A 25,420-nucleotide genomic window follows, 5' to 3' on the forward strand; every position below is an offset into this window, starting at 1 on the left:
CGTTTCGCCCTCCGCTCCGAAGAAGACCAGAGACTTGTCGCGTATGCGCGATGAGCGGAGACGAGGGATGCCATGACCACCGACACCGCGGACCGGACCGAGAAGACCACCACGGTCCGTCGCCCGCACGCCTGGATCTGGGCAGCCCTGGCCGGCATCATGTCGGCGGCCGCTCTTCTCGCCGTCGCCGAGGCGCTCGCGGCGCTCGTCGCCCGCTCCGCGAGTCCGATCCTCGCGGTCGGCTCGTTCATCGTCGACATCGTCCCGCGCCCCCTCAAAGAACTCGCGATCACGCTGTTCGGCGAGAGCGACAAGATCGCCCTGCTCGCCGGCGTCGGCCTCGGGGCCGCCGTCGCCGCCGCCGTCGCCGGAGTGCTCGAGTACCGGTTCCGTTACGTCGGAGTGGTCCTGCTCGCGATCGGCGGGGTGCTCGCGACCGCCGCCATCGTCACCCGCACCGGAGCCGGTGCTCTCGCCTGGCTCCCCCCGGTCGTCGGCACGATCGCCGGCATCGTCATCCTTCTGCTCGCGATCGTGCGCCTGCGGCGCTGGGTCTCTGCGGCCATGGCGGACAACCGCGACGCCGTCGGGGCCAACCGGCGCCAGTTCCTGCTCTTCACCGGCATCAGCGCCGTCGGCGCGGTCATCGTCGGCGTCGGCGCTCGGGTGCTGAACACCGCCACCTCATCCGTCGCCGCTGCCCGTGACGCGCTGAGGATTCCCGCGGCGCGCACGACGGTGACCGTGCCCGAAGGGGCGAACTGGGAGATCAACGGCCTGACCCCGATCATCACCCCGAACGGCGACTTCTACCGCGTCGACACCGCGCTCACGGTCCCCAACGTCGATCCCACGACCTGGCGCCTCTCGATCGAGGGGATGGTCGACAACCCGATCGAACTCAGCTTCGACGACCTGGTCAACATGGGCCTCGACGAGTACGGCGTCACCCTCACCTGCGTCTCGAACGAGGTCGGCGGCGGTCTCGTCGGCAACGCCATCTGGACCGGCATCCCGATCCGCGACGTGCTGCGCATGGCCGGCGTCCAGGGAGATGCCGACATGGTCCTCTCGGAGAGCGTCGACGGATACACGGCATCCACTCCCCTCGCCTCCCTGACCGACGACAACCTCGACGCGATCTTCGCCGTGAAGATGAACGGCGAACCGCTCCCGTTCGAGCACGGCTTCCCCGTGCGCATGGTCGTCCCGGGCCTGTACGGATACGTCTCGGCGACGAAGTGGGTCACAAAGCTCACCGTCACCCGCTTCGACAAGGACGAGGCGTACTGGACCCCCCGCGGCTACTCCGCCGAGGCCCCGATCAAGATGTCATCGCGCGTCGACACCCCCAAGATCGGCTCGCCCGTCGCGGCCGGTGCCGTCGTCATCGCCGGTATGGCCTGGGCGCAGCCCGTGGGCGTGCAGAAGGTCGAGGTCAGCATCGACAACGGAGAATGGCAAGAGACCCAGCTGTCCACCCCGATCAACGACCAGTCGTGGGTGCAGTGGAAGCTCGACTGGACCGCCGACGCGGGCACGCACTACATCGCGGTCCGCGCCACCGACAAGCAGGGCAACCTGCAGATCCAGGATCAGGCGCCCATCGCGCCCGACGGATCCAGCGGCTGGCAGCGAACGCTCGTCACCGTCTCGTCGTAAGGCGCCGCCCGGTAATGTCAATCGCTGTTCCCGGGCGCGCCCGCGAGACATGATCGGCGTATGCCTTCAGCAAGCACCCCGGCCCACCTGGGCGTTCTCGTATGACCACCGCTACGAACGAGCCTTCTCTGTCATCCACCCCTTCCGGCCACGATCCCGCCCACGCCCTGACGAGCATCCGGCGCTCGATCCCTCAGGACTGGGACGAGCAGGTCGACCTCTTCGCCATCGTCAAGCTCGACAGTGGCGGGTTCGTGCGCGGCTGGAACCTCGGCGCCGAACGCATCAAGGGGTACCACGAGGACGAGATCCTCGGCTCGCACTTCTCGCGCTTCTACCGCGAGGAGGACCGGCGTCGCGCCAAGCCCGACCTGCTGCTCGCTGCCGCCCAGCGTGACGGACACGTCGAAGACACCGGTTGGCGCGTCCGCAGCGACGGCAGCGAGTTCTGGGCGCGCGTGACCATCTCGGCCATCCGCAGCGACCAAGGGCAGGTGCGAGGCTTCGTCAAGATCGTCCGCGACCTGACCGCCGAGAAACGCGCTGCCGACGAGCGGTCGGCGCTGCAGCGCACCTTCGCGCACGACCTGCTCTCGCCCGTCACCGCCCTGCGCGGCTACCTCGACCTGATCGGCGAGGAGTTGCCCCCCGACCACCGGCTCCTGCGCCTCGCGGGAGAGGCGAGTGACCACATCATCGCGATGGCTCAGTCGCTCATGACCGATGTCGACACCGCGACACAGCGCGGGCGCCGCCGAGCGAGTCTCGACCTCATCGCACGCGGGGCGGTCTCGCTGGTGCTCCCCGGAGATGCGCCCGGTCGGGTCGTCTTCGGGCAGATGGATGCCGTTCCCGTCTGGGGCGACGTGCTGGGGCTCCGCCGGGCGATCGCCAACGTCCTCGAGAACGCCGCGAAGTACTCCGACGACCTCATCGAGATCGATGCGTTCGAAACCGACGAGGGCGCCGCGGTGCGCGTGCGCGACCGAGGACGCGGCATCCACGCCGACGACCTGGCCTCGATCACCGACGAGGGCAACCGTGGGCGGCTCGCCGACGCCGGCGACGGCGGGCACGGCATCGGTCTCGCAAGCGTCCGACGCGTCGTGAGCGAGCACGGCGGGACGCTGCGCATCACCAGCACCCTGGGCGAGGGGACGAGCGTGACGATCACGATCCCCCGCGCCGACGACGACATCGACGCAGAGCCGGCGGGCTGAGCGCTCCGGCTCAGGCGTCCGAGGTCGTGAGTTCTGCGCCCGCGGTCCCGATCTCGGTCAGAGCCGCGGCACTCGAGGCGGGGTGTACTCCCGCGACCAGGTCGGTCAGCACGCGCACGCGCCGTCCGGCGCCCAGGGCATCGAGGGCCGAGGCCCGCACGCAGTAGTCCGTCGCGATCCCGACGACGTCGATATCCCGGATGCCGTGGCTCTCGAGCAACTGCGCCGCCGTCTCACCCTCATCGGTGACGCCCTCGAACAGCGAGTAGGCGGGCTTCCCCTGCCCCTTCTTGAGGTGGTGGGTCACGCGCGAGGTGTCGAAGACCTCGTCGTAGTCGGCCCCGAAGGTTCCGCCGACGCAGTGGACGGGCCACGTGTCGACGAAGTCGGGGGCGTCGGAGAAGTGGCCTCCGTTGTGGTCGTCGCCGTGGTGCCAGTCGCGCGAAGCTACGACGAGCGCGTAGTCGTCGGCGTGGGCGGCGAGGTACCGCGAGATGCGCTCGGCGACCGCGTCGCCCCCTTCGACACCCAGCGCCCCGCGCTCGGTGAAGTCGTTCTGGACATCGACGATGAACAGGGCGCGCGTCATGCGTCGAGCCTACGCGCCTCGGCATCCATCCGGCCCAGCTTCGAGGGCCACCAGATGCGACGGCCCAGGTCGTAGGCCAGAGCGGGCACGAGGAGGGACCGCACCACGAACGTGTCGAGCAGGACCCCGAACGCCACGATGAACGCCAGCTGGGCGAGGAAGAGGATCGGAATGACCCCGAGGGCGGCGAACGTCGCCGCGAGCACGAGACCGGCCGAGGTGATCACACCCCCCGTGGCGACGAGTCCGCGCAGGATCCCGGCCCGCGTGCCGTGTGCGAGCGACTCCTCCCGCACCCTCGACATCAGGAAGATGTTGTAGTCCACCCCGAGCGCCACCAAGAAGACGAAGCCGTAGAGCGGCACCGCCGGATCCGCGCCCGGAAAGTCCAGGACGCCGTCGAAGACCAACGCGCTGACGCCGAGAGCCGCTCCGAACGACACGATGACGGTGCCGATCAGGATGACCGGCGCGACGACCGAGCGCAGCAGCGCCATGAGGATCAGCAGGATCACCGCGAGCACGATGGGGATGATGAGCGTGCGATCGCGGATCGAGGTGTCGATCGAGTCGATATCGGTCGCGGTGACCCCGCCGACCAGGGCCGTCCCCTCCCCCAGCTCGTCGGTCAGATCGGTTCGGAGCTGACGGACCGTGTCGTCCGCCGCGGAGGAATCGGCCGTGTCGGCGAGGGTCGCCGCGAACAGCACGTCGCCGTCGGCGACCGTCGGGGTGGGTGCGGGTGTGCCCGGCGCGCCGATCGCCGTCGTCTGCAGAACGCCGTCGACCACGGTCACCGGCGACTGTCCCCCGGGAACGTCAGCGGTCAGCACCGAGACCGCGTCGATCCCCGAGGCGTTCTGCAGCACGGTCGCCGCCCGAGCGGCCTCGGGCTCGGGGACGAGCACGTACGCCGGGCTGCCGGAGCCGCCCGGGAAGTGCTCGGCCAGGGCGGCTTGGCCGTCGCGCGCCTCCGAAGCACCGAGGACGAGCGCGCTCGCGGGCACGCCGTCCGCGCGCAGCTGCGTCACGCCGAGGCACGCGGCGAGGAGCACGAGCGTGCACACGATCCACACGGGACGAGCTCGACGGGCCACGAACCGCGCCTGACGGGGCCAGAGGCCCTTCGCCGGCTGCGTGAGGTCGGCGGGGAGGGCTGCCGTACCCGGCTTCGGCAGGAACGGCCAGAACGCGGCGCGACCGACCAGCGCGAGCAGTGCGGGCAGGAACGTCAGCGCCGAGAGCACCGCGAACGCGATGCCGATCGAGGCGATCGGCCCCAGAGCGCGGTTGGTGGCCAGATCCGACAGCAACAGGCAGAGCAGCCCGGCGATCACGGTGCCGCCCGAGGCCAGGATGGGCTCGAACGCGCCCTTCCACGCCCGGGTCGTGGCATCCCATCGGCTCAGCCCCTCGCCGATGGCCTCGCGGAACCGCGCGACGTACAGGAGGGCGTAGTCGGTGGCCGCGCCGATGACGAGGATGAAGAGGATCCCCTGCACCTGGCCGTTGAGCACGACGATCCCCGCGTACGCGAGCCACCACACGGTGAGAAGGGCGACGCACAGCGCGAAGACCGAGGTCAACAGGACGAGGATCGGCAGCAGCGGAGAGCGGTAGACGATCACGAGGATGACGAACACCGCCACGAGCGCGACGACCAGCAGAAGACCGTCGATGCCGAGGAAGCCCTTGACGAGATCCGCGGTGAACCCGGCCGGGCCCGTGACCCACGCCTCGACGCCCGCCGGGGCCTCGGCCGACACCTTCTCGCGCACCTGCTCGACGACGTCGCGCACCTCGCCGGAGCTGTCGATCGGGACGAAGATCTGCGCCGCCTGGCCGTCGTCCGAGACGACCGGAGGCGACGCGTCGCCCGAGACCCCGTCGACGGACGCGATATCCGTCGCGAGCGTCTGCAGGGCGGAGACCTGCGCGTCGCTCAGAGCACTGCCGTCGGCCGTGTCGGCGACGACGATCGCGGGGATGGTGTCGCTCCCCGTGAAGTCCGTCAGCCGTTCGCTCACGCGCGTCGCGTCCGCTGACTGCGGCAGGAACGACGACTGATCGTTCGTCGAGACCTGGTCGACCTTGCCGAAGAACGGTCCCCCGATCGATCCCCCCACGACCCACAGCAGGACGAGCAGACTCGGGATGCCGACACGCAGCCACCGCGAGACGTGCGTGGGCCGCGCAGAGCGGCGAGCGGAGCGACGAGTGGGCATGGACGACGGAAACATATAGCTAGCTTATCTAGCGATATGCCTCCGGCGCCAGTCGATCACCCGCGGGCGAAGAGCACCACGATCGAGACGACGAACGCCAAGACGCCCAGGCCGAGCACCCCGGCAGCGAGCAACGAGACGAAACGGACCAGGGGCGAGGAGCGCGTCAGCCGCATGCGGTTCGCCGCGCCGCGGCGATAGAAGATGTCGGCCATGTCCGCGGCACCGATCTTCGCCTCGTCGTGCGCCGAGAGCGGCGCCTCGTTCACTCCCCCGTCGTCGTCGAACCAGCGGACCACGCGACCGCCGTCGACGTGCTCCACGACCGCGCGGGCGGGCAGCCAGGTGCCGTCCGCCAACAGGAGGAACACCGCGGCGAACGCCAGCAGCAGGCCGCCCCCCAGCCCGACCCACGTGAAGATCTCGATGACGGCATCGAGGGCGTTCGACACGGGAACTCCAGCGAGGTCAGCGGGCGGAGGAGGGCCGTCACGCGAGCGCGGAACGAGACGGATTCAGCCTATCGGGCGGCCGCCGGGCTCGCCGCCGACGCCGTCGGCAGGGCCTCGAGACGCCGCGTCGCCATCAGGGCGAGAGCGAGCGGCAGCGCCGCGACCACCACGAACGAGACGTCGATCGCCTGCCACCCCAGAGGGAGCCCGCGGAGGGCGCCCGCGATGAGCGCGAGAGGCACGATGCCCGCGCACGCGACGAGGCCCCACTGGATGATGAACACGTTTCGCATCGGGTCTCGCCACGGACCGATGAACGCGAGCGCGATCAGCAGGTGGGCGAACGCCAGCCAGTCGGTGCCGTAAGCGATGAACGGGAACGCCACGGCGGTGGCATCCAGTCCTTCGCCCACTCGATCCACCCACCCGACGAACTCCGGAGCGAGGGTGTCGAGACCGATCGAGCGCAGAATCCCACGGCCGAGGGCGACTTCCTCGCGGAGCGGGAACGCCGTGATCCCACTGACGACGAGCCCCGCGATGACCACCGCCAGAAAGATCCGGATGCGGCGAACGAGGACGCTTCGCTCGGCCATGACTCCCCCTTCGTCAGACGACCGTTGAGGCTGACAGTAGACGGAAGCGCACCGCGGGAGCGGCGGGATACCTCGCCGACGAAGAAAGGCCCCCACCCGGTGGAAGCGGGTGAGGGCCTTCGGAGCCGCCTAAGGGAATCGAACCCTTGACCTATTCATTACGAGTGAATCGCTCTGCCGTCTGAGCTAAGGCGGCATGTGCGCGCTGTCGCGTGCACGATCATCGATCTTACATGCTCCAGCGGGTGCCGAGGTACGCGGTCAGTAGTCGCCGGCCGCGGTGCGGTCGGCGAGGATGTCGCGACTCGACGACAGACCCAGGCGGGTGGCGCCGGCGGCGATCATCTCCTCGGCGGCGGCGCGGGTGCGCACGCCCCCCGACGCCTTGACCTCGGCGCGGTCGCCAACGGTGCGCTTCATCAGCTCGACGGCGTGGACGCTCGCGCCGCCCGCGGGGTGGAAGCCGGTCGACGTCTTCACGAAATCGGCGCCCGCGTTCACGGCGGCCTCGCAGACGGCGACGATCGCCTCGTCGGACAGAGCCGCTGACTCGATGATGACCTTCAGCACGGTGGGGGCGGGAGCCGCGGCGCGCACCGCGCGGATCTCGGACTCGACGATCTCGTAACGCCCCTCGATCGCGGCACCCACGTCGATGACCATGTCGATCTCGTCGGCGCCCTGAGCTACCGACAGGGCGGCCTCGGCCGCCTTGACCTCGGCGTGGTGCTTGCCGCTCGGGAAGCCGCACACGACCGCGAGCTTGAGCCCCTCGGGGAGCTGCACCGGCAGGAACGAGGGCGAGATGCACACGCTGTAGGTGCCGAGCTCGGCGCCCTCGGCGATGAGGCGCTCAACGTCGGCGCGGGTGGCCTCGGGCTTGAGCAGCGTGTGATCGATGTACGACGCCAGGTCGGCGATGGGCGCGGTCATGGGGGTCTCCTCGGGGTGTGACATCTTCAGCCTAGGCGGGCGGCCGGGCGGGCACGGGACGCTATTCGCAGCGCAGCCCTGGGGAGGGCACGGTGCCGTCGACGAGGTAATCGTCGACGGCCGCGTTCACGCAGTCGTTGCCCTTGTTGTACGCGAGGTGCCCCTCTCCCACGTAGGTCACGAGCACTCCCTGGGACAGCTGCCCGGCGAGCGCCTGCGCCTCGGTGTACGGCGTGGCGGGGTCACCCGTCGTACCGAGGACGACGATCGGCGGGGAGCCCGGGGCGGTGATCGCCTCGCGGGTACCGGTCGGCGGGGCCGGCCACGCGGCGCACGCGTCGGGCCCGAGCCAGTAGGGCGCGACGACGGGCGCCTTCTGCTGCAGCTCTTGCTCGATCTGCGGGTTGTTCTCGTCACCCTCGTCGGGATAGTCGACGCAGTTGTAGGCGCGCAGCGCCTGCATCGTGTTGTCCTGGTATTTGCCGTCGACGCGACCGTTGTAGAAGTCGGCGAGTTGGAACGCGACGGAGGCGTCGCCGTTCTGCACCCCGCTGAGGGCGATGCGCAGGTACGGCCAGTTCTGGTCGCTGTAGAGCGCCGCCACGATCGATGTCACGAGGGTGTCCGCGCCGAGTTGCCGACCGTCGGGGCCGGTCAGAGGGCGGGCGTCGACCCGCTCGAGCAGCGACGACAGGTCGTTCATCGCGTCGTCGACGGACCCGCTGAACGGGCACTCCGAGTTTGTCAGACAGTCCGCCATGAAGGCGCGCAGGGCGTTCTCGAACCCCACCGCCTGGGCGATCCCGCTCGCGCTGCTCGGCAGGCTGGGGTCGATGCCGCCGTCGAGCACCATGCGGCCAACGCGGTCAGGGAAGAGCCCCGCGTAGGTGGTGCCGAGGAACGAGCCGTACGAGAAGCCGAGGTAGTTGAGCTTCTCGTCACCCAGGACGGCACGGAGCAGGTCCATGTCGCGCGCCGCGTTCTCGGTCGAGACATAGGGCAGGATGCCGTCGCTGTTCTGCTGACACGCCTGCGCGAAGTCGGCCTGCCGCTTTTCGAGGGCGGCGTTGCGCTCGTCACTGCCGCGCGCGCCCGGCGGGATGTCGTAGAGGAACGCGTCCATGCCCGCCGCGTCGTAGCAGGTGACCGGCGCAGACTGGCCGACACCGCGCGGGTCGAAGCCGATGACGTCATAGTCCCTCGTGAGCGTCTCGTCCGCCACGAGCGAGAGGGAGTCACGCACGGTGGAGACACCGCTCACGCCCGGGCCGCCGGGGTTGGTCAGCAGCGACCCCAGGGGCTGGCCCGAGGTCGCCCGGTGCCGGATGACGGCCAGGGACAGCTCGCCCTTCGACGGATCGGAGTAGTCGCGCGGGGCCGTGACCGTGGTGCAGTCGAAGCCCGCCGAACCGCAGTCCGTCCAGGAGAGCGTCTGCCCGTAGTAGGGCAGCAGCGAGGCGTCGATGCCCGCTGTCTGGGGAGTCAGCGACGGGCCGGCCGCGGGCGCGAGGGGCGGTATCTGCGCGTAGAGGCAGCCCGACAGCGTGAGAGCCAGACCCGCGATGCCCGCGACGACGGCGGCGAGACGGCGACGCATGCTCACGGGGCGGATCCGTTGGCGACGGTGATCATGAGGCTCTCCAACGCCAGCAGCGGGGCGGCGTTCTGTTCGAGGTTGCGGCGGGTGACCGAGATCCGGTCGAGGACTCCGAGAGTGCGGGAGGGTGACCATTCCGAGGCCAGGGCGCGCAGGGCGTCGAGGCGCTCGCTGTTCACGAGATCACCCTCACGGCCGTACTGGATCATCACGACGTCGCGGAACAGCGACTGCAGGTCGGTCAGCACCCGATCGATACCGTCGCGCAGGCTGCGGGTGGCGCGGCGCTTCTGGTCGTCCTCGAGCGCGTTGACCTGGCCGCGGACGGAGGGAGGGATCGCGGCGCCTTCGGCCACGCCGAGCATCCGGAGGAGCGAGCGCTGCTCCTCCTCGTCGCGCGTGGCGGTGAGCGCCTTGGCGTCGTCGGTGGCCAGGCGCACGATGCGTCCCGCGACGTCGACGGCATCGCCGATGCCGCGCACGGCGAGGACGGCGGCGAGGGTCTCGGCCCGGCGTCCGCGGGCGTCATCGTCGGTCGCGAGGCGCTGCGCCATACCGATGTGGCGCTGCGCGTGCCGTGCGGATTCCTCCGCGATGTCGGGGCTCACCCCGGTGCGCTCCACGATCAGGGCGGCGACGTCGGAGACGGACGGCTCGCGCAGACGCAAGACGCGCACACGCGAGCGGATGGTGGGCAGGAGGTCGGCATCGCTGGGCGCGCAGAGCACCCACACCGTCTTCTCGGGGGGCTCTTCGAGGGCTTTGAGCAGCACGTTCGAGGTGCGCTCCGCCATGCGGTCGGCGTCTTCGACGACGATCACGCGATGGCGGCCGAGCGAGGGTGCGAAGGAGGCGCGTTCGACCAGGCGTCGCGCCTCGTCGATGCGGATGACGACCTGCTCGGTGCGCAGGGCGGTGAGATCGGGGTGGGTGCGGGCGAGCACCTGGCGCTGTGCCTGCTCGTCACCCGGGTCGGCGATGAGAGCCGCGGCGAACGCGTAGGCCAGGGTGGAGCGGCCGGAGCCCGGAGGGCCGGTGATGAGCCACGCGTGGGCGAGTGCAGAGGGGTCGGACGCCGCGTTCTGCAGGGTTTGCACCGCCTCGTCCTGACCCCACACGGCATCCCACGGAAATGCTGCCGTCCCGGCGGGGGAAGCGGACGGGTCGAGGACGACGGACATGGGCTCCAGCCTAACCGCGGGGTCGGACACGGCCGCTGGCGAGCGGCTGTGCATCGTCCGTCGCCGCGTCAGCCGAGGCGCTCGGCGATGGCCGCGCGTACGTCGTGCGCGAGCTCTTCGGCCGGACGTGTGGCGTCGAGCACCAGGAACCGCTGCGGCTCTTGGGCGGCGAGGGCGAGGAATCCGGCACGTACGCGCCCGTGGAACTCGCTCTTCTCCGCCTCGAGACGGTCGAACGGCTTGTCGTCGGCATCCAGGCGTCGGCGTGCCGCCGCCGGATCGAGGTCGAGCAGGACCGTGAGATCGGGAAGCAGACCATCGGTCGCCCAGAGTGACAGGGCGCGGATGTCATCGGCATCCAGGACTCTGCCCGCGCCCTGGTAGGCGACCGAGGAGTCGAGGTAGCGATCTTGGATCACGACGTCGCCGCGGGCGATGGCCGGCTGCACGACGGTCTCGACGTGGTGGGCCCGATCCGCGGCGTAGAGAAGCGCCTCGGCGCGCGCCGCGATGTGGCCGCGATGGTGGAGGACGATGTCGCGGATGCGCACGCCCACCTCGGTGCCCCCGGGCTCGCGCGTGCGCACGACGACACGGCCGCGGGAGGTCACCCACTCCTCGAGCATCGAGGCCTGGGTGGTCTTGCCCGCGCCGTCGCCCCCCTCGAAGGTGACGAACAGGCCGGGGCCCCCGGCCCCGGCCGCCCGGGGGACGGTCAGCGGTCGGGTGCGATCCTCGGTCACGATTTCTTCGCCGGCGCCTTGCGCGTGGTCGTGGCCTTGGGCGCCGCCGCTGAGGCGGAGGCCGTCTTGGCCGCGGTGGCCTTCGCCGCGGTCGACTTCGCTGCCGTGGTCTTGGACGCCGTGGTCTTTGTCGCGGTCGTCTTGGCCGCCGTCTTCGCCGCGGTCGTCTTGGCCGCCGCCGTCTTCGCCGCGGTCGTCTTGGCCGGGGCCTTGCGGGCCGCCGTCTTCTTCGGGGCCGGACCCTTCGCGCGCTTGTCGGCGATCAACTCGACCGCACGCTCGAAGGTGATGGCCATGGCGTCCTCGCCGCGAGGCACGGTCGCATTGGTCTCACCGTCGGTGACGTACGGACCGAAACGTCCATCCTTCAGCTTGATCGGCTTGCCGCTCACGGGGTCGGCGTCGAATTCCTTCAACGCGCTGGATGCCCGGCGCGCGCCGTACTTGGGCTCGGCGTACTTCGCGAGGGCCTGTTCGAGCGTGATGTCGAAGATCTGCTTCTCGTCGTCGAGCGACCGTGAGTCGGTGCCCTTCTTGAGGTACGGACCGAAGCGACCGTTCTGAGCGGTGATCTCTTCGCCCGATTCGGGGTCGGTTCCCACGACGCGCGGGAGCGACAGCAGCTGCAGCGCCGTGTCGAGATCGACGGTGTCGACCGACATCGACCGGAACAGCGACGCCGTACGGGGCTTGGGAGCTGCCTCCTTCTTCGCGCCGCGCTTCTTCGGAGCCTCGACGACCTCACCCGTGGCCTGGTCGACCTCTTCGGGCTCTTCGGCGTCGACTTCCTGCACGTACGGGCCGAATCGACCGTCCTTGACGACGACGAGCTTGCCGTTGTCGGGGTTCTCGCCGAGCACACGGTCCCCGGCGACGGGAGCATCGATGAGCTCCTGCGCCTTCGCGGGCGTGAGCTCGTCGGGAGCCAGGTCTTCGGGGATGTTCACGATGCGCGACTTGGCGTCGGGACCGGCCGCGGGGTCCGTTACTTCGAGGTACGGCCCGTACTTGCCGAAGCGCAACGTCGCCGTGTCGGTGATACGCGTGGAATTGAGCTCACGAGCGTCGATCTCGCCCAGATTGTCGACGATGTGGCGCAGGCCCACCTGCCTCTCGGACCCGTAGTAGAACGACTTCAGCCACTCGGTGCGGCGCTGCTCGCCGCGCGCGATGGCATCCAGATCGTCCTCGAGGGCTGCGGTGAAGTCGTAGTCGACGAGATCCGCGAAGTGCTCCTCGAGCAGACGCACGACGCTGAAGGCAAGCCAGCTCGGCACCAGGGCCTGCCCGCGCTTGCTGACATACCCGCGGTCGAGGATCACGCCGATGATGCTGGCGAAGGTCGAGGGCCGACCGATCCCCTTCTCTTCCAAGGCCTTGACCAGGCTCGCCTCTGTGTAGCGCGGCTTCGGCGAGGTGCTGTGACCCTTGGGCTCGACATCGCTGACCGACAGCGAGTCGCCCACGGCGACAGCCGGCAGTGACTGGTCGGCGTCGTCGTCGTTGCGCTTCTCGTCGGCACCCTCTTCGTACGCCTCGAGGAATCCCTTGAAGGTGTAGACGGTTCCGGATGCCGTGAACTCGGCGACCTGGGCATCCGCCTTCACCGTGAGGGTGACGGTCGTCGTCTCGTACTTGGCATCCGCCATCTGGCTGGCGACCGTGCGCTTCCAGATGAGGTCGTAGAGCTTCTGCTCGTCGCGGTCCAGCGAGGACGCGAGCGAGGCGGGAGTGCGGAACGTCTCGCCCGAGGGACGGATGGCCTCGTGCGCCTCTTGGGCGTTCTTCGACTTGCTCTTGTAGACGCGCGGGTTCGCGGGGACCGCCTTGTCGCCGTAGAGCGAGACGGCCTGCGCGCGTGCCGCCGAGATGGCCTGCCCCGACAGCGCGACCGAGTCGGTACGCATATAGGTGATGAAGCCCTTCTCGTAGAGTCGCTGCGCGACGCCCATGGCGTGCTTGGCGCTCATCGAGAGCTTGCGACCGGCCTCCTGCTGCAGCGTGGAGGTCGTGAAGGGCGCGCGAGGGCTGCGCGTGCCGGGCTTGGCTTCGACCTTGGCGACGGACGCGGTACCGGCCGCGGTGATCGCGTCGGCGAGAGCGCGGGCCTGCGCCTCGTCGAGGACCACGACGGCCTTCTTGAGCTGGCCGTTGTCGTCGTAGTCGCCACCGCGGGCGATGGGGGCGCCGTCGAGACGGTTCAGACGGGTGGTGAAGGACGACCCCGCCTGGGAGGCGAGGGCTTCCACGTCCCAGTATGAGGCGGAGACGAACGCCATGCGCTCACGCTCACGCTCGACGACCATGCGGGTGGCCGCGGACTGCACGCGTCCGGCGCTGAGCGCCGTGCCCTCGCGGCCCGAACCGACCTTGCGCCAGAGCACCGGCGAGACGTCCCACCCGTAGAGGCGGTCGAGAACGCGTCGGGTCTCTTGCGCGTCGACGAGAGACACGTCGAGTTCGCGGGTGTGCTCGGCGGCTTCTTTGATGGCGTCCTTGGTGATCTCGTGGAAGATCATGCGGCGGACGGGGACCTTGGGCTTGAGGACCTCGAGCAGGTGCCACGCGATGGCTTCGCCCTCGCGGTCACCATCAGTGGCGAGCAGGACTTCGTCGGCGCTCTTCAGAGCCCGCTTGAGTTCGGCGACCGTCTTGGTCTTGCGGTCGTTGACGACGTAGAAGGGGTCGAAGTCGTTTTCGACGTCGATGGAGTACTTGCCGTACGCCGCCTTCTTGTCGGCCGGGATCTCCTTCTTCGACGCGAGGTCGCGAATGTGACCGACCGAGCTGAGCACCTCGTAGTCGTCGCCGAGGTATCCCTGGATCGACTTCATCTTCGTCGGGGACTCGACGATGACGAGCTTCTTTCCGTTTGCCACTGGGGTCCTTTCGTCGATGCACACCATACACACGCCTCCCTGTTCGGGTTCCGGGAGGTCTCACGGGCTCGCGGTCTCAGGGGGTCCGGCCCGTGAGCGCGCATCGAATGAAATCCCACCGTACGCCCCGGCGACGGTGATCGTGGCGACGAGGCCATCGACATCGCACTCTCGTAGGTGCGCGTCCCCTGCCTCGACAACGCGGGCGGCCACGTCGCAGGGCACTCCCGTCACCGCCCCGCTCGCAGCGTCCGCGGCGGCGAGGGCGGCGGCATCGGCGGTCCCCGCCAGACGTTCGGCGGCGAGCGCGGCCCCGCCGACGGCGGCCAAGGCAGCGATGAGGCTCGCGACCACCGCGATGACTCCGACGGTGGATACCGTGCCCGACATCAGCGGCCTCCGTCGAGGGCGCAGGCCCGGGCGGAGGCGGGAGGAAGGGGAAGCCCCAGCGGCACGGGGGCCGACGCGCGAACGCACACCACCCCTCCACCGCGGTCCACCGAGGCGGACGCGCCGGCCTCGGCGAGGCGCGACAGCGCTCCCTCGTCGCCCCGCCCGAGGAGCCGTGCGGCTTCGGCGGTGAGCTGCTGCACGCGGAGGGTGGTGATCGCCGATCCGAGCACACCGGCGCCGAGGGCGAGCACGATCAGGACAGCAGGCAGCGCCACGGCGAATTCGGCGGTCACCGCTCCGCGGTCCCCCAGCGGTGGCATCCTCACTGCACCGTCAGCGCGCGTCGCACGAGATCCGTGAGAATGCCGCGCACCTCGTCGCTGCGCATGATAACGACGAGCAATCCGGCGAACGCGACGGCGGCCATGGTCGCGATGGCGTACTCGGCTGTCGCGGCACCCCGTTCGTCGAGGAAAAGGGCGCCGGCGCGGGCGGTCGTCAGCGGGGGAAGATCTGCCGCGGGCCGGGGACGAAACGAGGTGTGGACGAAACGGATCATGGGGAGCTCCTTCTCTTCGGGGGTGGATGAGGGCGGTCACGGTAGTGCCGTGGACCGCAGGACGGCGAGCGCGGCCGGCACGACGGCGATCAGGAGGAACGCGGGAAGGGTGCACACGCCGAGAGGCACGAGCAAGCGTGTCGAGAGCTTCGCCGCGGCGACTCGACCGTCGGTTCGAGCCCGGTAACGCGCGATCCAGGCGTTGCCGCGCAGGAGCTCAGCGGCCGGCACTCCGGCTCTGGTGGCCAGCTCCAGGGTTCGAAGAACGTCAGCTCGTCCCGTCCGGTCGATACCGAGGCCGTCGACGACCCGACGAGCGCGGTCGACCGAGACCCCCGCGGAAAGCGCCACCGCCCACAGCTCCGCCTCGAGCCCGGGAATCGTCGGCGGCGGCTGCGCCGTGCGAGAGAGGCGACGCATCCAGATGTACGCCGTCGTCATCAGGATGAGTCCGAGCACCAGGCAGCCCTGCCCGAGAGGATCGCCGAGCAGCGTGCCGATCGGGTCGAATCCCAGAAGACCACCGAGAGGAACGCCCACGAGAGGCAGCCAGCCGAGCAGGCGGGCTGTCGCGGCCGGTTCGGCGAGGGCGACCCGCACGTCAGCCGTCACCTCGGCCGTCTCGCGCATCGCACCCACGACCGACCGCAGAGCGTCGGACAACGGTGCACCGGCGGCGACGGCCACACTCCAGATCGCCGCCAGGCCGCCCCACGCATCCCCCGCCTCTTGCAGGACGGGGCCGACATCCCTCCCCTGCTCGGCAGCGTCAGCCGCGGCGCACAGGGTCGGATCGCCGCTCTCGGCGAGATATCTCCAAGCAAGGGTCGGGGCGGTCCCGCCGGACAGGAGAACGGCCAGACGCAGAACCGTCTCGATCGGGTCTGCGCTTCCTGTGCCCTCACGCGGATGGCGAGCGGATCGGCCGGCGGTCCGCACGTTCACGTCCACCCCTCAGGTTCGATGCAGAGGCGCCTGTCACGGACGACCGGCCGACCCCAGCCGGTGACGCGTCGACGCCCGCCGACCCGATCCACGTGGACCACCGCACCGATGGCCCCGACGCTCTGACGCGCGCAGGTTTCGGCATCCATTCCCGCAAGCGCTCCGAGGGCTTCGAGACGCGGCGCGACGTCGACCAGACTGCTCGCGTGGAGGGTGCCCGCTCCCCCGTCGTGGCCGGTGTTCAGCGCCATGAGCAGGTCTCGGATCTCCTCCCCGCGGCACTCGCCGAGAACGAGCCGGTCAGGACGCATGCGTAGGGCCTCCCGCAGGAGACGGGAGAGGGAGATGCCCCCGGCGCCTTCGATATTGGGCTGTCGCGCCTCGAGCGCGATGTGGTGCGGGTGGTCGGGATGCAGTTCCGCGACCTCCTCGATCGTGATGATGCGCTCCGTCGCGGGCACGCGCGACAGCAGAGCCGTGAGGAGGGTGGTCTTCCCCGCACCGGTCGGCCCGGCGATGAGCACGTTCTCGCGACCGTCGACGAGACTTTCCAGCCCCTTCCGTTGACGCGCCGAGAACATCCCCGCCCGCTCGAGGTCGGACAGGTCGGGTCCGTCGAACTTCGGAACCCGCACGGAGATGCTCGTCCCACTCGCGGACACGGGAGCCAGAACGGCGTGCACCCGTACGCCCCTCTCGAGACGGACGTCCACGCAGGGGGACGCGTCGTCGAGGTGACGTCCCCCGAGTGCGATCAAGCGCACGGCCAAGCGTCGGACCTCTGCCTCGCTCGCCTGCCACGACCTCACGCACTCGAGCCCCTCGCCCCGGTCGACGAAGAGTCCCCGATCTCCGTTGACGAAAAGGTCGGTCACCGACGGGTCGTCGAGGAAGGGACGGAGGAAGGCGACCGCCGGATCGAGCGTGTCGACGGCCGTTTCGTCGAGGCTGAAGCGGAGTGGGGCAAGGGAGGTCACGACGACGACGGTAGGGTCACGACGCCGTGGCGCGCTGGTCTCACGAAGCGTTCAGTGGAGGCGGCAACGCTATCCGCTACTGGGGAGGAACGACCCCGCAGGCGCGCGATGACTCCTCGTCAGCGAGAGCCGTCGACGCAAAAAGAAGGGGGCGGCATCCCTACAGTGGGGGGCGAGGGATGCCGCCACGCGCCGGGGAAAAATTGGGGGGCTCCCCCCGACGCAAATGCCGGAAGCGATGTTCGGGCGGTAGCTAGCGTACGCGTGCAGATGGGTCCGGCCAACTCAACAGACCTATTCATGGCGATATATCACCTGTTTCCCATCCACCCCGATCCCATCTATCGGAGGTGGCCGGTGTCGGAGGCGGTCGATAGCGTGACCGGAGTGAGGACACCGCGCGCAGGTGCGCGGGTCCGTGAACGCGAAGGAGCGCCGCGATGAGCAGCCAGATCGACCACCTCCTCAACGAGACCCGCCGGTTCGCGCCGCCGGCCGACTTCGCCGCGCAGGCTGTCGCCGACAGCTCTCTCTACGAGCGCGCCGCCACGGATCGCGAGGGCTTCTGGGCCGATCAGGCCCGCGAACTGCACTGGCACACTCCGTTCACCCAGGTGCTCGACTGGTCCAACCCGCCGTTCGCGGAATGGTTCGCCGACGGCGAGCTCAACGTCGCGTACAACTGCCTCGACCGCCACGTCGAGGCCGGCAACGGCGATCGCATCGCCCTGCGCTGGGAGGGAGAGCCCGGCGACCAGCGCAACGTCACCTACGCCGAACTGACGGACGAGGTCAAGCGCCTCGCAAACGTCCTCACCGAGCTCGGCGTCGAGCGAGGCGACCGAGTCGCGCTGTACCTGCCGATGATCCCCGAGGCCATCGCCTCGATGCTCGCCGTCGCGCGCATCGGAGCCGTGCACTCCGTCGTCTTCGGCGGGTTCTCGGCCGACAGTCTGCGCGCGCGCATCGACGACGCCGGCGCGAAGCTCGTGATCACCGCCGACGGAGGATGGCGCAAGGGAAAGGTGTCGCCCCTCAAGCCCGCGGTCGACCAGGCGCTCGCCGACCGCAACGGCTCCGGCGAGCAGGAGACGGTCGAGCACGTGCTGGTGGTCAAGCGCGGCGGCAACGAGGTCGACTGGTCCGAGGGACGCGATCTCTGGTGGCACGACGTTGTGCCGAACGCCTCCGCCGATCACGTCGCCGAGGCGTTCCCCGCCGAGACGCCGCTCTTCATCCTGTACACCTCGGGAACCACCGGCAAGCCCAAGGGGATCCTGCACACCTCGGGCGGATACCTCACCCAAGCCGCGTTCACCAACCGCGTCGTGCACGACGTGCACCCGGAGACCGACGTGTACTGGTGCACCGCAGACATCGGCTGGATCACGGGACACACCTACGTCACGTACGGCCCGCTGGCCAACGGCGCGACACAGCTCCTCTACGAAGGCACCCCCGACACACCTCACCCGGGCCGCTGGTGGGAACTCATCGAGAAGCACGGCGTGACGGTCTTCTACACGGCACCGACGGCCATTCGATCGTTCATGAAAATCGGGCGCGATGTTCCGCAGGGCTTCGATCTGTCGTCGCTGCGTCTTCTCGGCTCCGTCGGCGAACCCATCAACCCCGAGGCGTGGGTCTGGTACCGCGAGATCATCGGTGCCGACCAGGCCCCCATCGTCGACACGTGGTGGCAGACCGAGACGGGGGCCGTGATGATCTCCGCGCTCCCGGGCGTCACCGAGACCAAGCCCGGCTCAGCCCAAGTACCGGTTCCCGGCATCTCGATCGCCGTCGTCGACGAGCAGGGCGAACCGGTCGGCAAGGGCAGCGGGGGCCTTCTCGTCGTCACCGAGCCGTGGCCGAGCATGCTCCGCGGCATCTGGGGCGACCCCGACCGGTACCGCGAGACCTACTGGGAGAAGTTCGCCGACAAGGGCTACTACTTCGCCGGCGACGGAGCCCGACTGGACGACGACGGCGACGTCTGGCTGCTCGGCCGGGTCGACGACGTCATGAACGTCTCGGGCCACCGCCTCTCGACGGCCGAGATCGAATCGGCCCTGGTCGGACACGAGGGCGTCGCCGAGGCCGCCGTGGTCGGTGCGAGCGACGAAACCACCGGCCAGGCGGTGGTCGCCTTCGTCTGTATCAAGCAGAGTTACTCGACGAAGCACGAGGAGTTGACGGGTCTCGTCGACGAGTTGCGGGCGTGGGTGTCCCAGCAGATCGGCGCGATCGCTCGCCCTCGAGATGTGTACCTCGTCACGGAATTGCCGAAGACACGATCCGGCAAGATCATGCGCCGCCTCCTCCGAGACGTGGCGGAAGGTCGCGAGGTCGGTGACACGACGACCCTCGCTGACACGATGGTCATGAGCACGATCAAGGGGCAGGTCACGAGCAAGTAGCTGCGGGGGGGGGCGAGCCTGGTGCTCGAAGACGTCTGAAGCGTCGGCGGCTCGGTACTCCAAACCTGCCGCCGACGCCCCCCGGGTGTCAGCTGCCGAGGTTCTCGAGTTCAGCAACGTCATCAGCGGTGAGCTGCAGCGCAGCCCCCGTGATGTTCTCGCTGAGGTGCTCCTTGTTGGACGTGCCGGGGATAAGCATGATGTTTGCCGAACGCTGCAGCAGCCACGCAAGGGCGACGCTCATCGGGGTGCTTCTCAGGCGGTTCGCCACCGCCGTGAGCGCACCGGACTGCAGCGGGGTGAAGCCGCCGAGAGGAAAGAACGGGATGTAAGCGATGCCCTCAGAGGCTAGGTCGTCGATCAGGTGATCGTCCGCACGGTTGGCGAGGTTGTACATGTTCTGCACCGAGACGATCGGGGCGATCGAACGGGCCTGTGCGACCTGCTCCCCCGTGGCGTTGCTGACGCCGAGGTGACGGATCACCCCCTGCTCCTGCAGTTCAACAAGAGTTGTGAATGCCTCCTCAATGCCCCCGGGGACCGGCCCGTTCGCATCGCCGAGACGGAGATGCACCAGGTCGAGAGCATCGAGACCGAGAGTCTCGAGATTGTCATCGATCTGCTGCCGGAGCTCGTCGGGCTGACGGGCGACCGGCCACCCGCCCTCGGCGTCCCGCCGCCCTCCCACCTTCGTGGCGATGAAGAGGTCCTTCGCGTCGGGCTGTAGAGCTTCCCGAAGCACCTCGTTGACGGTGCGGGGACCGTACGCCTCGGACGTGTCGATGTGGACGATGCCCGCGGCTCTCGCGGCGCGGAGAACGTCGAGGGCGGCGTCGTGGTCTTTCGGAGGTCCCATTACCCAGGGACCGGCGAGTTGCATCGCGCCGTAACCGAATCGGGGAATGGTTCGATCCCCGATCACGAAAGAGCCGCCGGGAAGGGTGGGAGAGGAGTCGTTCATAGCCTCGTCTTTCAGAACTGTTGCGCGCCGGTTGGCGCCTCGCTCTACAGTGGGGTGACAACTCTCCAAGAGGAAGTAGGCACCTCAAGGTGCCTAACCCTCCCCGTGAACGGACCTACCGGCATGACGACGATCACCTCCGTGGCGAAGCGATCTGAACAGAAGAACGAGTACAACGCCTTCTTGTCCGACTGCCCCAGCCGGCAGCTCCTCGCGCGGATCTCTGACAAGTGGGTCGCGCTCGTACTGTGCAGCCTGGGTGGTGTTCCCCAGCCGACACAGTGCTCCCCCGCCGGGGTCGACCCACAGGTCGGAAGAGAAGCGCGACCACTTCGCTACTCGGAGCTGTCTCGGCAACTCGCCGGTGTGAGCCAGAAGATGCTCACGCAGACGCTTCGTACCCTCGAACGAGACGGACTCATCACCAGAACGGTGATCGCTACGGTCCCCGTGACGGTGAGCTACGAACTCACGCCGCTCGGGCACTCGCTGCACCTCATCGTGCGCGAGCTCAAGGGATGGGCGCAGGACAACATGGACGACGTGGCCGCCAATCGCGCGAGCTACGACACGCCCGCTGGCCCGACAGACGAGGGTACTCCCGCCGCGGCGAGATAGTCCTCCGCTCCCGGGCACGCTCAATAGATGCAAACGCCGGCCAGGCGGTGGTCGCCTTCGTCATCATCAAGAGCCGTTACCTCACGCAGAACGCCGTCGAAGGCCTCGGCGACGAGCTTCGCATGTGGGTGGGCGCCCAGATCGGCCCCATCGCGCGTCCCCGCGATGTCTACATCGTCGGCGAGCTTCCCAAGACGCGTTCGGGCAAGATCATGCGCCGCCTCCTCCGCGACGTCGCGCAGGGCCGCGAGGTCGGAGACACCACCACCCTTGCTGACACCGCCGTGATGAGCGTCATCAGCGCCCAGGTGAAGTGAGGGACGATTCCGGATGCCGCGGCTATGGCATCCGAGATCCCTCCTCGTGGGCGACGCGCAGTGCTGGCCGAGAGACCGGCGCGCTGGAACAATGGGGGCATCAATGTTCCTGGGGGATGAGCGTGGCGGATCACATTCGTATTGAGTTCGGCAGAGTCGGTCAGATGGTGGAAGCACTGCGGGCTGCGTCCGCCGGAATCCGCGGAGAACTCCAGGAACTCGACGCTCGACTCGCGGCGATGGAGAGCGGATGGCAGGGCGAGGCTCGCGAGGCGTACTCTCTTGCTCGCGCCAACTGGGAGGAGCAGATGCAGGCCATGCAGACGCTGCTCGACGGCTGTGCCGAAGTACTCCTCCGAACCGGCCAGGCCATCGCCGAGACCGAGACCTCCCTCGCGAAGTCCTTCTGACCCTGCGGCCCTGACCTAAACTGCGAACGTGATCTTCGGCAAGCGCAAGCGCGAAGAAGCCGCGCGGCAACGGGAAGCACTGAGGCAAGACGTCACCGCGCAGGGCTGGACGTGGAGCGAAGCACAGCCTCCGCCCGCCTTCGAACTGGCTGAGGCCGTCCTGCGGGGAAAGGACGGCTTCGACATCTGGCCGGTCGGATTGACACAAGTCGTCGATGGCTCCGTCGATACCCGCTCGTTCCGGGCAGCATGCGTCGTGGGGTACCAGTACAGCACCACCAACGGCGGTATCCCTTACGGCGATCGGCGCGAAACCCACGCCGTGTGGATCGGGTTACCCGAGTCCCTGCCCGAACTTCGACTCGTTGACACCACCGCAACGCAGAAGGACTATGGACTCGTCCTCCCGCCACTCGATCCGCCGCGCACTCCCGACGGACGCTGGCAGATCGAGGGCTTCGTCCCGGCGTTTGCTACCGACGTCCTCCAAGGCGCCTTCGTCGGCGCTCTCGCAGCTCTCCCGCCTGTGAACGCCCTCGTCATCCGAGCGGGCATGATCGTCGTTTACGGCCTCGCTGTCTACGACCTTCCGGCCATCCGATCCGTCGCGTCAACGCTTGCCACGCTGGTCGGCTCTGTTCCTCCCGCAGCTTGGGGGCGCGCAAACCCTCTCACCGCCGGCACAGGCGTCTTTCCCAGCGACATCGCTGGCGGCGCACGGTTGACCCTCGACCAGCGCCTGGTTCGCCCCGATTGGAAAGGATTCGGGCTAGCGGGCAGGGTGCCCTGGCAAGACGCACCGAAAGCTCCCGGGAACGTCATCATGAAGCGCAGCGAGGCGGTTGAGCACTGGGAGACTCCTCCGGGTGCGCGTCCGGGCCTGTATCTCAGTGCGCAATTCGGGGGCGTGACCATCGGGTCGGGGGCACCCCTCGGCATCCCCACTGTCATGTCTACGCTCTCAGGCGAAACGGGCCCTCCGCGCACGTAACGAGTGACCCCGCGACAGTTTCGGACGAGCTACGGCATCACCGGACAGAGTCCGATGTGCGGTTCACTCCCGTTTCGGTGAGGAGTCCGATTGGTCGAGCATGCTCAGCGGTCCGGCCAGGCCAGCCCGCGCCTCTTCGAGCACGGACGCTCCGGCCACTCCTCTGTCTGTCGCGTTCACTACCGCCGTCATCTTGTCCTGAAGATCGAGCAGTGAACTGCGGATCGTCGATGTAATCAGACGGCTGAGCGCTCGCGGGCCGAGAGCGAGACCGCGAGACGAAATTTGCAGATCGGTGAGCAAACCCCGCGACGAGACGGTCGCCCGAACCTCGCCCTGATACGAGGATGCGGTGCCCGTCAGGGAATCCATGACGTCGAGCACACCTGTGAAGGCCGCCCCGCGTTCACGTGCCGCCGCGTATTGCGTCTCGCGAAGGGCTAAGCGCTCTTGCACGTCGACTGGAAGGCCAATGAAGTCCGGCTCACCCATCACTTTCCTTCCGAGCTTTCCGCTTCGGCATCCGCTGACTTCGCCAGACCCGAATTGGTCCCCTTGACGATGTTGACGAGATCCACCGGCTGAAAACTCACCTGGACCCTGTCGATCCCCAACACCTCCTCCAGACCACTCGTCCTCACCTTGAATTCGCGGCCGAACTGGGTGAATCGTTCAACGACGCTCTGGATTCTCTGCATCACTTCTTGGATCTTCTCGACCCACCGAGCGACCTGAGGCACGCGAGCGGCGATCTTCGTGCTGCACTGTGCAACAACGGCGGGGATGCCCACCCCGACAGACGCGAGCGCGATGACGACCGCCTGGATCAACTGCCCGACGAGATCGGCGATGATCCCCTTCACGATCTCGTAGACAATTTGCACGACAGAAGCCGCGAGGCGGAGCCCGTTCGCGTTGCTGTGCGCTGCCTCGGCAAGTGAACGCATAATCGCCGTCAGTCCGTTGGCCACCGTCTCGTACCCCGTCGCAGCGGCGCCGTGCCACGATTCCCGGAGGTTGCGCAGAGCCTGCTCGCGTTCTTCGGCCACAGCGGTGAGTGCGTCACCGACGTTGTCCCAGGTCTCACCCAGCGCGCGAACCATTTCCGGACTTCCGGTCAGCCGCTCGAGCTCTTCGTGCAGAGGCGACATGTAGTCGAGGAGAAAAGAGGCGCAGGAGGAAGCCAGCGTCGCGATCGGATTCGCGATCACGCTGACAACATCGAGCACGGATCCCGCAGCGTCGATCACGCCAGAGGTGATGTTGCCGCTACCGAAGTCACTGACGGAGTCGGCGATCGCGCCGGCGACGGGCAGCGCACCCAGCACGGCCTCTCCGCTGAGCCCGCTCTCGTAGGTCGGGGCGACGATGAGCGACATCAGATGACTCTCGCGATCTCGGCAGCGAGGTGATCATCGAGGAGCGCGTACGTGGTGCCTGCTGCGGCCACCGCGGTCGCTTCTGCCTCGAGTGCGAGCCGCAGCGCACCGAGAGCGCCGACGGTCGTCGTCTGCTGCAGGGTCACCACCGGCACGAGGAACGAGCAGAGCAAGCCGAACGCCTCGGGCTGCAGGGCGACCGCACGCAAAGCCGCCGCACCGGCGCTGTCGAACTGATCCGCTGAAGCTCGTAGGCGGGATGCGTGCGCATGCAGAACGTCTGCCTGCACGTCGAGATCTGTCATCGTGGGCCCCCCTCGTATCCGTCCTTTGCGCCGCCGTCAGCCGACGCCTCCGCGTCCAATCACTGCACCCGTTCGAAAAGTTCGTCAATCCGTTGAGAGAAGTCAACAGTCGGAGCCTGGAGGTGCGGTTGCAGGATCGCCGCCCGAAGTGGCTCTGCCTGCCGCTGGAGATCTTCGATCGCTCGAGCCGTCGCAGACTGAACCCAGTCCGAGACGGTTGGGCCGTCAGCACCCGAGATCGCGTCCGACAGCACGACGTCGATGACGATGCCCTGATGGTCGACCGTCACCGTCGCTCCACCGTCATCGCTTCGACCGACTCCCCTCAACATGGCGAGTTCACCCGACAGCTCCTGCGCAATGTGGGAGAGCTCCTTGGCTCGTTCCAGCTGGCCGGCGATGGCGATGAGCATCTGTGCAGCGTCATCCATGCGAGTCCTTCCCCCCGGTGATCGACTCGGCCTCGATGCTAGCGAATCAGCGCCCCCGCGACGAGACCGATCGCCGTATCGCGCGTTCGACCCCGGGGATGACGAGCAAGGCCCCTCCGCCCCGCACTGCCGGGTACACCCCTGCCACCCAGACGACGGACGCCAGGGCGTCGCCGGCGTAGTGCACTCCGATGACCACGACCGACACGGACATGCCCACGACCAGGACCAGCGCGACCACGATGCCGAGGACGCGCCACCGGGTCGCCCAGAGGGCGCAGATCAGCGCGGCGGCGAAGGATGCCGTGAAAGCGACGTGACCGCTCGGGAACGACGGGTCGGCCGTCGCGCCGACCGCATGCGTCACCGCCTCGGCCAACCCGGGCCGCGGGCGGCGGCAACGAACCCTCGGATCACGTGTCGCACGTCGAGGGGATGGCCTCCAGTTATTACGACAGCGTTCGCGTATCGGGTTCCAGGTCCAGTCGATCCATGAAACGCTAAGAACATGGACGCAATCACATCGCTTGTGCTGCTGATCACCCTCGCCGCGGTTGCTTTGTATGCGCTGTACTGGGTAGTCCGAAAGGCGATACGTGACGAAATGACCGCAGCATACTCGAGGAACGAGGGGCAAGAT

Annotated in this window: 26 protein-coding genes, 1 tRNA gene and 1 pseudogene; 7 read left to right on the forward strand and 21 right to left on the reverse strand. The window is 68.5% G+C overall.

Annotated features, from left to right (window positions below):
- Window positions 1-72: 72 nt before the first annotated feature.
- Both J2X55_RS12365 and J2X55_RS12370 read left to right on the forward strand, forming a co-directional pair.
- Window positions 73-1,662: a molybdopterin-dependent oxidoreductase gene (locus J2X55_RS12365; RefSeq protein ID WP_309823758.1), complete on the forward strand. Its 1,590-nt coding sequence runs from the start codon at window positions 73-75 to the stop codon at window positions 1,660-1,662.
- A gap of 101 nt (window positions 1,663-1,763) precedes the next feature.
- On the forward strand, window positions 1,764-2,882 hold the full coding sequence (locus tag J2X55_RS12370) for a PAS domain-containing sensor histidine kinase (RefSeq protein WP_309823760.1): 1,119 nt from the start codon (window positions 1,764-1,766) through the stop codon (window positions 2,880-2,882).
- A 10-nt stretch (window positions 2,883-2,892) separates the two neighbouring features.
- Here the strand turns inward: J2X55_RS12370 and J2X55_RS12375 are convergent, their stop codons facing one another.
- The 15 genes from J2X55_RS12375 to J2X55_RS12445 all read right to left on the reverse strand — a co-directional run bounded on the left by J2X55_RS12375 (window position 2,893) and on the right by J2X55_RS12445 (window position 16,951).
- Window positions 2,893-3,471, reverse strand: a complete 579-nt coding sequence (locus J2X55_RS12375; RefSeq protein ID WP_309823762.1) for an isochorismatase family protein — start codon at window positions 3,469-3,471, stop codon at window positions 2,893-2,895.
- A complete protein-coding gene (locus J2X55_RS12380) occupies window positions 3,468-5,696 on the reverse strand; it encodes an efflux RND transporter permease subunit (protein ID WP_309823763.1) in 2,229 nt (742 codons plus the stop codon). The genes J2X55_RS12375 and J2X55_RS12380 overlap by 4 nt, the downstream gene beginning before the upstream one ends.
- 56 nt (window positions 5,697-5,752) lie before the next feature.
- Window positions 5,753-6,148, reverse strand: a complete 396-nt coding sequence (locus tag J2X55_RS12385; protein ID WP_210112035.1) for a hypothetical protein — start codon at window positions 6,146-6,148, stop codon at window positions 5,753-5,755.
- A 68-nt stretch (window positions 6,149-6,216) separates the two neighbouring features.
- A complete protein-coding gene (locus J2X55_RS12390) occupies window positions 6,217-6,744 on the reverse strand; it encodes a hypothetical protein (RefSeq protein ID WP_309823765.1) in 528 nt (175 codons plus the stop codon).
- 123 nt (window positions 6,745-6,867) lie between these two features.
- Window positions 6,868-6,940, reverse strand: a tRNA-Thr gene (locus J2X55_RS12395).
- A 65-nt stretch (window positions 6,941-7,005) separates the two neighbouring features.
- On the reverse strand, window positions 7,006-7,701 hold the full coding sequence (deoC, locus tag J2X55_RS12400) for a deoxyribose-phosphate aldolase (protein ID WP_115919132.1): 696 nt from the start codon (window positions 7,699-7,701) through the stop codon (window positions 7,006-7,008).
- A gap of 37 nt (window positions 7,702-7,738) precedes the next feature.
- Window positions 7,739-9,274 (reverse strand): alpha/beta hydrolase, encoded by a 1,536-nt coding sequence (locus J2X55_RS12405; RefSeq protein WP_309824028.1) that lies wholly within the window; start codon window positions 9,272-9,274, stop codon window positions 7,739-7,741.
- Between the two features lie 2 nt (window positions 9,275-9,276).
- Window positions 9,277-10,455, reverse strand: coding sequence for a DNA polymerase III subunit delta' (locus tag J2X55_RS12410; protein ID WP_309823768.1), 1,179 nt, complete (start codon window positions 10,453-10,455; stop codon window positions 9,277-9,279).
- Between the two features lie 68 nt (window positions 10,456-10,523).
- Entirely contained in the window at window positions 10,524-11,198 is a 675-nt protein-coding gene (gene tmk / locus J2X55_RS12415) for a dTMP kinase (protein WP_115919134.1), read from the reverse strand.
- Window positions 11,195-14,077, reverse strand: a complete 2,883-nt coding sequence (topA, locus tag J2X55_RS12420) for a type I DNA topoisomerase (protein ID WP_309823769.1) — start codon at window positions 14,075-14,077, stop codon at window positions 11,195-11,197. The genes tmk and topA overlap by 4 nt, the downstream gene beginning before the upstream one ends.
- Window positions 14,078-14,137: 60 nt before the next feature.
- Window positions 14,138-14,467, reverse strand: coding sequence for an Rv3654c family TadE-like protein (locus J2X55_RS12425; RefSeq protein ID WP_115919138.1), 330 nt, complete (start codon window positions 14,465-14,467; stop codon window positions 14,138-14,140).
- Window positions 14,467-14,763, reverse strand: a complete 297-nt coding sequence (locus J2X55_RS12430; RefSeq protein ID WP_309823770.1) for a TadE family protein — start codon at window positions 14,761-14,763, stop codon at window positions 14,467-14,469. The genes J2X55_RS12425 and J2X55_RS12430 overlap by 1 nt, the downstream gene beginning before the upstream one ends.
- 29 nt (window positions 14,764-14,792) lie before the next feature.
- A complete protein-coding gene (locus tag J2X55_RS12435) occupies window positions 14,793-15,029 on the reverse strand; it encodes a DUF4244 domain-containing protein (protein ID WP_309823771.1) in 237 nt (78 codons plus the stop codon).
- A 36-nt stretch (window positions 15,030-15,065) separates the two neighbouring features.
- Complete coding sequence (locus tag J2X55_RS12440) at window positions 15,066-15,974, reverse strand: pilus assembly protein TadB (RefSeq protein ID WP_309823773.1); 909 nt, start codon at window positions 15,972-15,974, stop codon at window positions 15,066-15,068.
- Window positions 15,971-16,951, reverse strand: a complete 981-nt coding sequence (locus J2X55_RS12445; protein ID WP_309823775.1) for a TadA family conjugal transfer-associated ATPase — start codon at window positions 16,949-16,951, stop codon at window positions 15,971-15,973. The genes J2X55_RS12440 and J2X55_RS12445 overlap by 4 nt, the downstream gene beginning before the upstream one ends.
- Window positions 16,952-17,391: 440 nt before the next feature.
- Between J2X55_RS12445 and acs the strand changes: the two genes are divergently transcribed.
- Window positions 17,392-19,368, forward strand: coding sequence for an acetate--CoA ligase (gene acs / locus J2X55_RS12450; protein WP_309823777.1), 1,977 nt, complete (start codon window positions 17,392-17,394; stop codon window positions 19,366-19,368).
- 88 nt (window positions 19,369-19,456) lie between these two features.
- On the opposite strand, the gene J2X55_RS12455 is transcribed toward acs, so the two are convergent.
- A complete protein-coding gene (locus J2X55_RS12455; RefSeq protein ID WP_115919160.1) occupies window positions 19,457-20,329 on the reverse strand; it encodes an oxidoreductase in 873 nt (290 codons plus the stop codon).
- A gap of 141 nt (window positions 20,330-20,470) precedes the next feature.
- Here J2X55_RS12455 and J2X55_RS12460 point away from each other — a divergent pair, with 141 nt between their 5' ends.
- From J2X55_RS12460 to J2X55_RS12475, 4 genes and pseudogenes are all read left to right on the forward strand, one after another.
- Complete coding sequence (locus J2X55_RS12460; protein WP_309823778.1) at window positions 20,471-20,947, forward strand: helix-turn-helix domain-containing protein; 477 nt, start codon at window positions 20,471-20,473, stop codon at window positions 20,945-20,947.
- A 26-nt stretch (window positions 20,948-20,973) separates the two neighbouring features.
- Window positions 20,974-21,264 (forward strand): annotated as a pseudogene (locus J2X55_RS12465) (acetyl-coenzyme A synthetase); the annotation flags it as partial.
- A 116-nt stretch (window positions 21,265-21,380) separates the two neighbouring features.
- The gene (locus J2X55_RS12470) at window positions 21,381-21,674 is read left to right on the forward strand and encodes a WXG100 family type VII secretion target (protein WP_115919162.1); all 294 of its coding nucleotides are present in this window, start codon (window positions 21,381-21,383) and stop codon (window positions 21,672-21,674) included.
- Window positions 21,675-21,702: 28 nt separating this feature from the next.
- The gene (locus J2X55_RS12475; protein ID WP_147302427.1) at window positions 21,703-22,665 is read left to right on the forward strand and encodes a hypothetical protein; all 963 of its coding nucleotides are present in this window, start codon (window positions 21,703-21,705) and stop codon (window positions 22,663-22,665) included.
- Window positions 22,666-22,728: 63 nt separating this feature from the next.
- Here J2X55_RS12475 and J2X55_RS12480 read toward each other — a convergent pair whose 3' ends face one another.
- From J2X55_RS12480 to J2X55_RS12500, 5 genes are read right to left on the reverse strand one after another with little or no spacing between them, the layout of a single operon-like run.
- The gene (locus tag J2X55_RS12480) at window positions 22,729-23,157 is read right to left on the reverse strand and encodes a hypothetical protein (protein WP_309823779.1); all 429 of its coding nucleotides are present in this window, start codon (window positions 23,155-23,157) and stop codon (window positions 22,729-22,731) included.
- Window positions 23,157-24,044: a hypothetical protein gene (locus J2X55_RS12485; RefSeq protein WP_309823781.1), complete on the reverse strand. Its 888-nt coding sequence runs from the start codon at window positions 24,042-24,044 to the stop codon at window positions 23,157-23,159. The genes J2X55_RS12480 and J2X55_RS12485 overlap by 1 nt, the downstream gene beginning before the upstream one ends.
- Window positions 24,044-24,349 carry a type VII secretion target gene (locus J2X55_RS12490; protein ID WP_309823782.1) on the reverse strand — a complete coding sequence of 102 codons (306 nt, stop codon included), beginning with the start codon at window positions 24,347-24,349 and terminating at the stop codon, window positions 24,044-24,046. Before J2X55_RS12490 ends, J2X55_RS12485 begins: the two co-directional genes overlap by 1 nt.
- A gap of 59 nt (window positions 24,350-24,408) precedes the next feature.
- A complete protein-coding gene (locus J2X55_RS12495; protein WP_309823784.1) occupies window positions 24,409-24,780 on the reverse strand; it encodes a YbaB/EbfC family nucleoid-associated protein in 372 nt (123 codons plus the stop codon).
- A 46-nt stretch (window positions 24,781-24,826) separates the two neighbouring features.
- Window positions 24,827-25,417: a phosphatase PAP2 family protein gene (locus J2X55_RS12500; protein WP_309823786.1), complete on the reverse strand. Its 591-nt coding sequence runs from the start codon at window positions 25,415-25,417 to the stop codon at window positions 24,827-24,829.
- Between the last annotated feature and the right edge of the window lie 3 nt (window positions 25,418-25,420).

This window comes from Microbacterium sp. 1154, from assembly GCF_031455375.1.
Taxonomy (GTDB): domain Bacteria; phylum Actinomycetota; class Actinomycetes; order Actinomycetales; family Microbacteriaceae; genus Microbacterium.

Coding starts and splice junctions, on each gene's coding strand:
- J2X55_RS12365 (WP_309823758.1), top strand. CDS start 73: ATGACCACCGACACCGCGGACCGGACCGAGAAGACCACCACGGTCCGT.
- J2X55_RS12470 (WP_115919162.1), top strand. CDS start 21,381: ATGAGCGTGGCGGATCACATTCGTATTGAGTTCGGCAGAGTCGGTCAG.
- J2X55_RS12375 (WP_309823762.1), bottom strand. CDS start 3,471: ATGACGCGCGCCCTGTTCATCGTCGATGTCCAGAACGACTTCACCGAG.
- J2X55_RS12480 (WP_309823779.1), bottom strand. CDS start 23,157: ATGGGTGAGCCGGACTTCATTGGCCTTCCAGTCGACGTGCAAGAGCGC.
- J2X55_RS12425 (WP_115919138.1), bottom strand. CDS start 14,467: ATGTCGGGCACGGTATCCACCGTCGGAGTCATCGCGGTGGTCGCGAGC.
- J2X55_RS12495 (WP_309823784.1), bottom strand. CDS start 24,780: ATGGATGACGCTGCACAGATGCTCATCGCCATCGCCGGCCAGCTGGAA.
- deoC (WP_115919132.1), bottom strand. CDS start 7,701: ATGTCACACCCCGAGGAGACCCCCATGACCGCGCCCATCGCCGACCTG.
- J2X55_RS12410 (WP_309823768.1), bottom strand. CDS start 10,455: ATGTCCGTCGTCCTCGACCCGTCCGCTTCCCCCGCCGGGACGGCAGCA.
- J2X55_RS12490 (WP_309823782.1), bottom strand. CDS start 24,349: ATGACAGATCTCGACGTGCAGGCAGACGTTCTGCATGCGCACGCATCC.
- J2X55_RS12435 (WP_309823771.1), bottom strand. CDS start 15,029: ATGATCCGTTTCGTCCACACCTCGTTTCGTCCCCGGCCCGCGGCAGAT.
- J2X55_RS12485 (WP_309823781.1), bottom strand. CDS start 24,044: ATGTCGCTCATCGTCGCCCCGACCTACGAGAGCGGGCTCAGCGGAGAG.
- acs (WP_309823777.1), top strand. CDS start 17,392: ATGAGCAGCCAGATCGACCACCTCCTCAACGAGACCCGCCGGTTCGCG.
- J2X55_RS12455 (WP_115919160.1), bottom strand. CDS start 20,329: ATGAACGACTCCTCTCCCACCCTTCCCGGCGGCTCTTTCGTGATCGGG.
- J2X55_RS12380 (WP_309823763.1), bottom strand. CDS start 5,696: ATGCCCACTCGTCGCTCCGCTCGCCGCTCTGCGCGGCCCACGCACGTC.
- J2X55_RS12370 (WP_309823760.1), top strand. CDS start 1,764: ATGACCACCGCTACGAACGAGCCTTCTCTGTCATCCACCCCTTCCGGC.
- J2X55_RS12405 (WP_309824028.1), bottom strand. CDS start 9,274: ATGCGTCGCCGTCTCGCCGCCGTCGTCGCGGGCATCGCGGGTCTGGCT.
- J2X55_RS12390 (WP_309823765.1), bottom strand. CDS start 6,744: ATGGCCGAGCGAAGCGTCCTCGTTCGCCGCATCCGGATCTTTCTGGCG.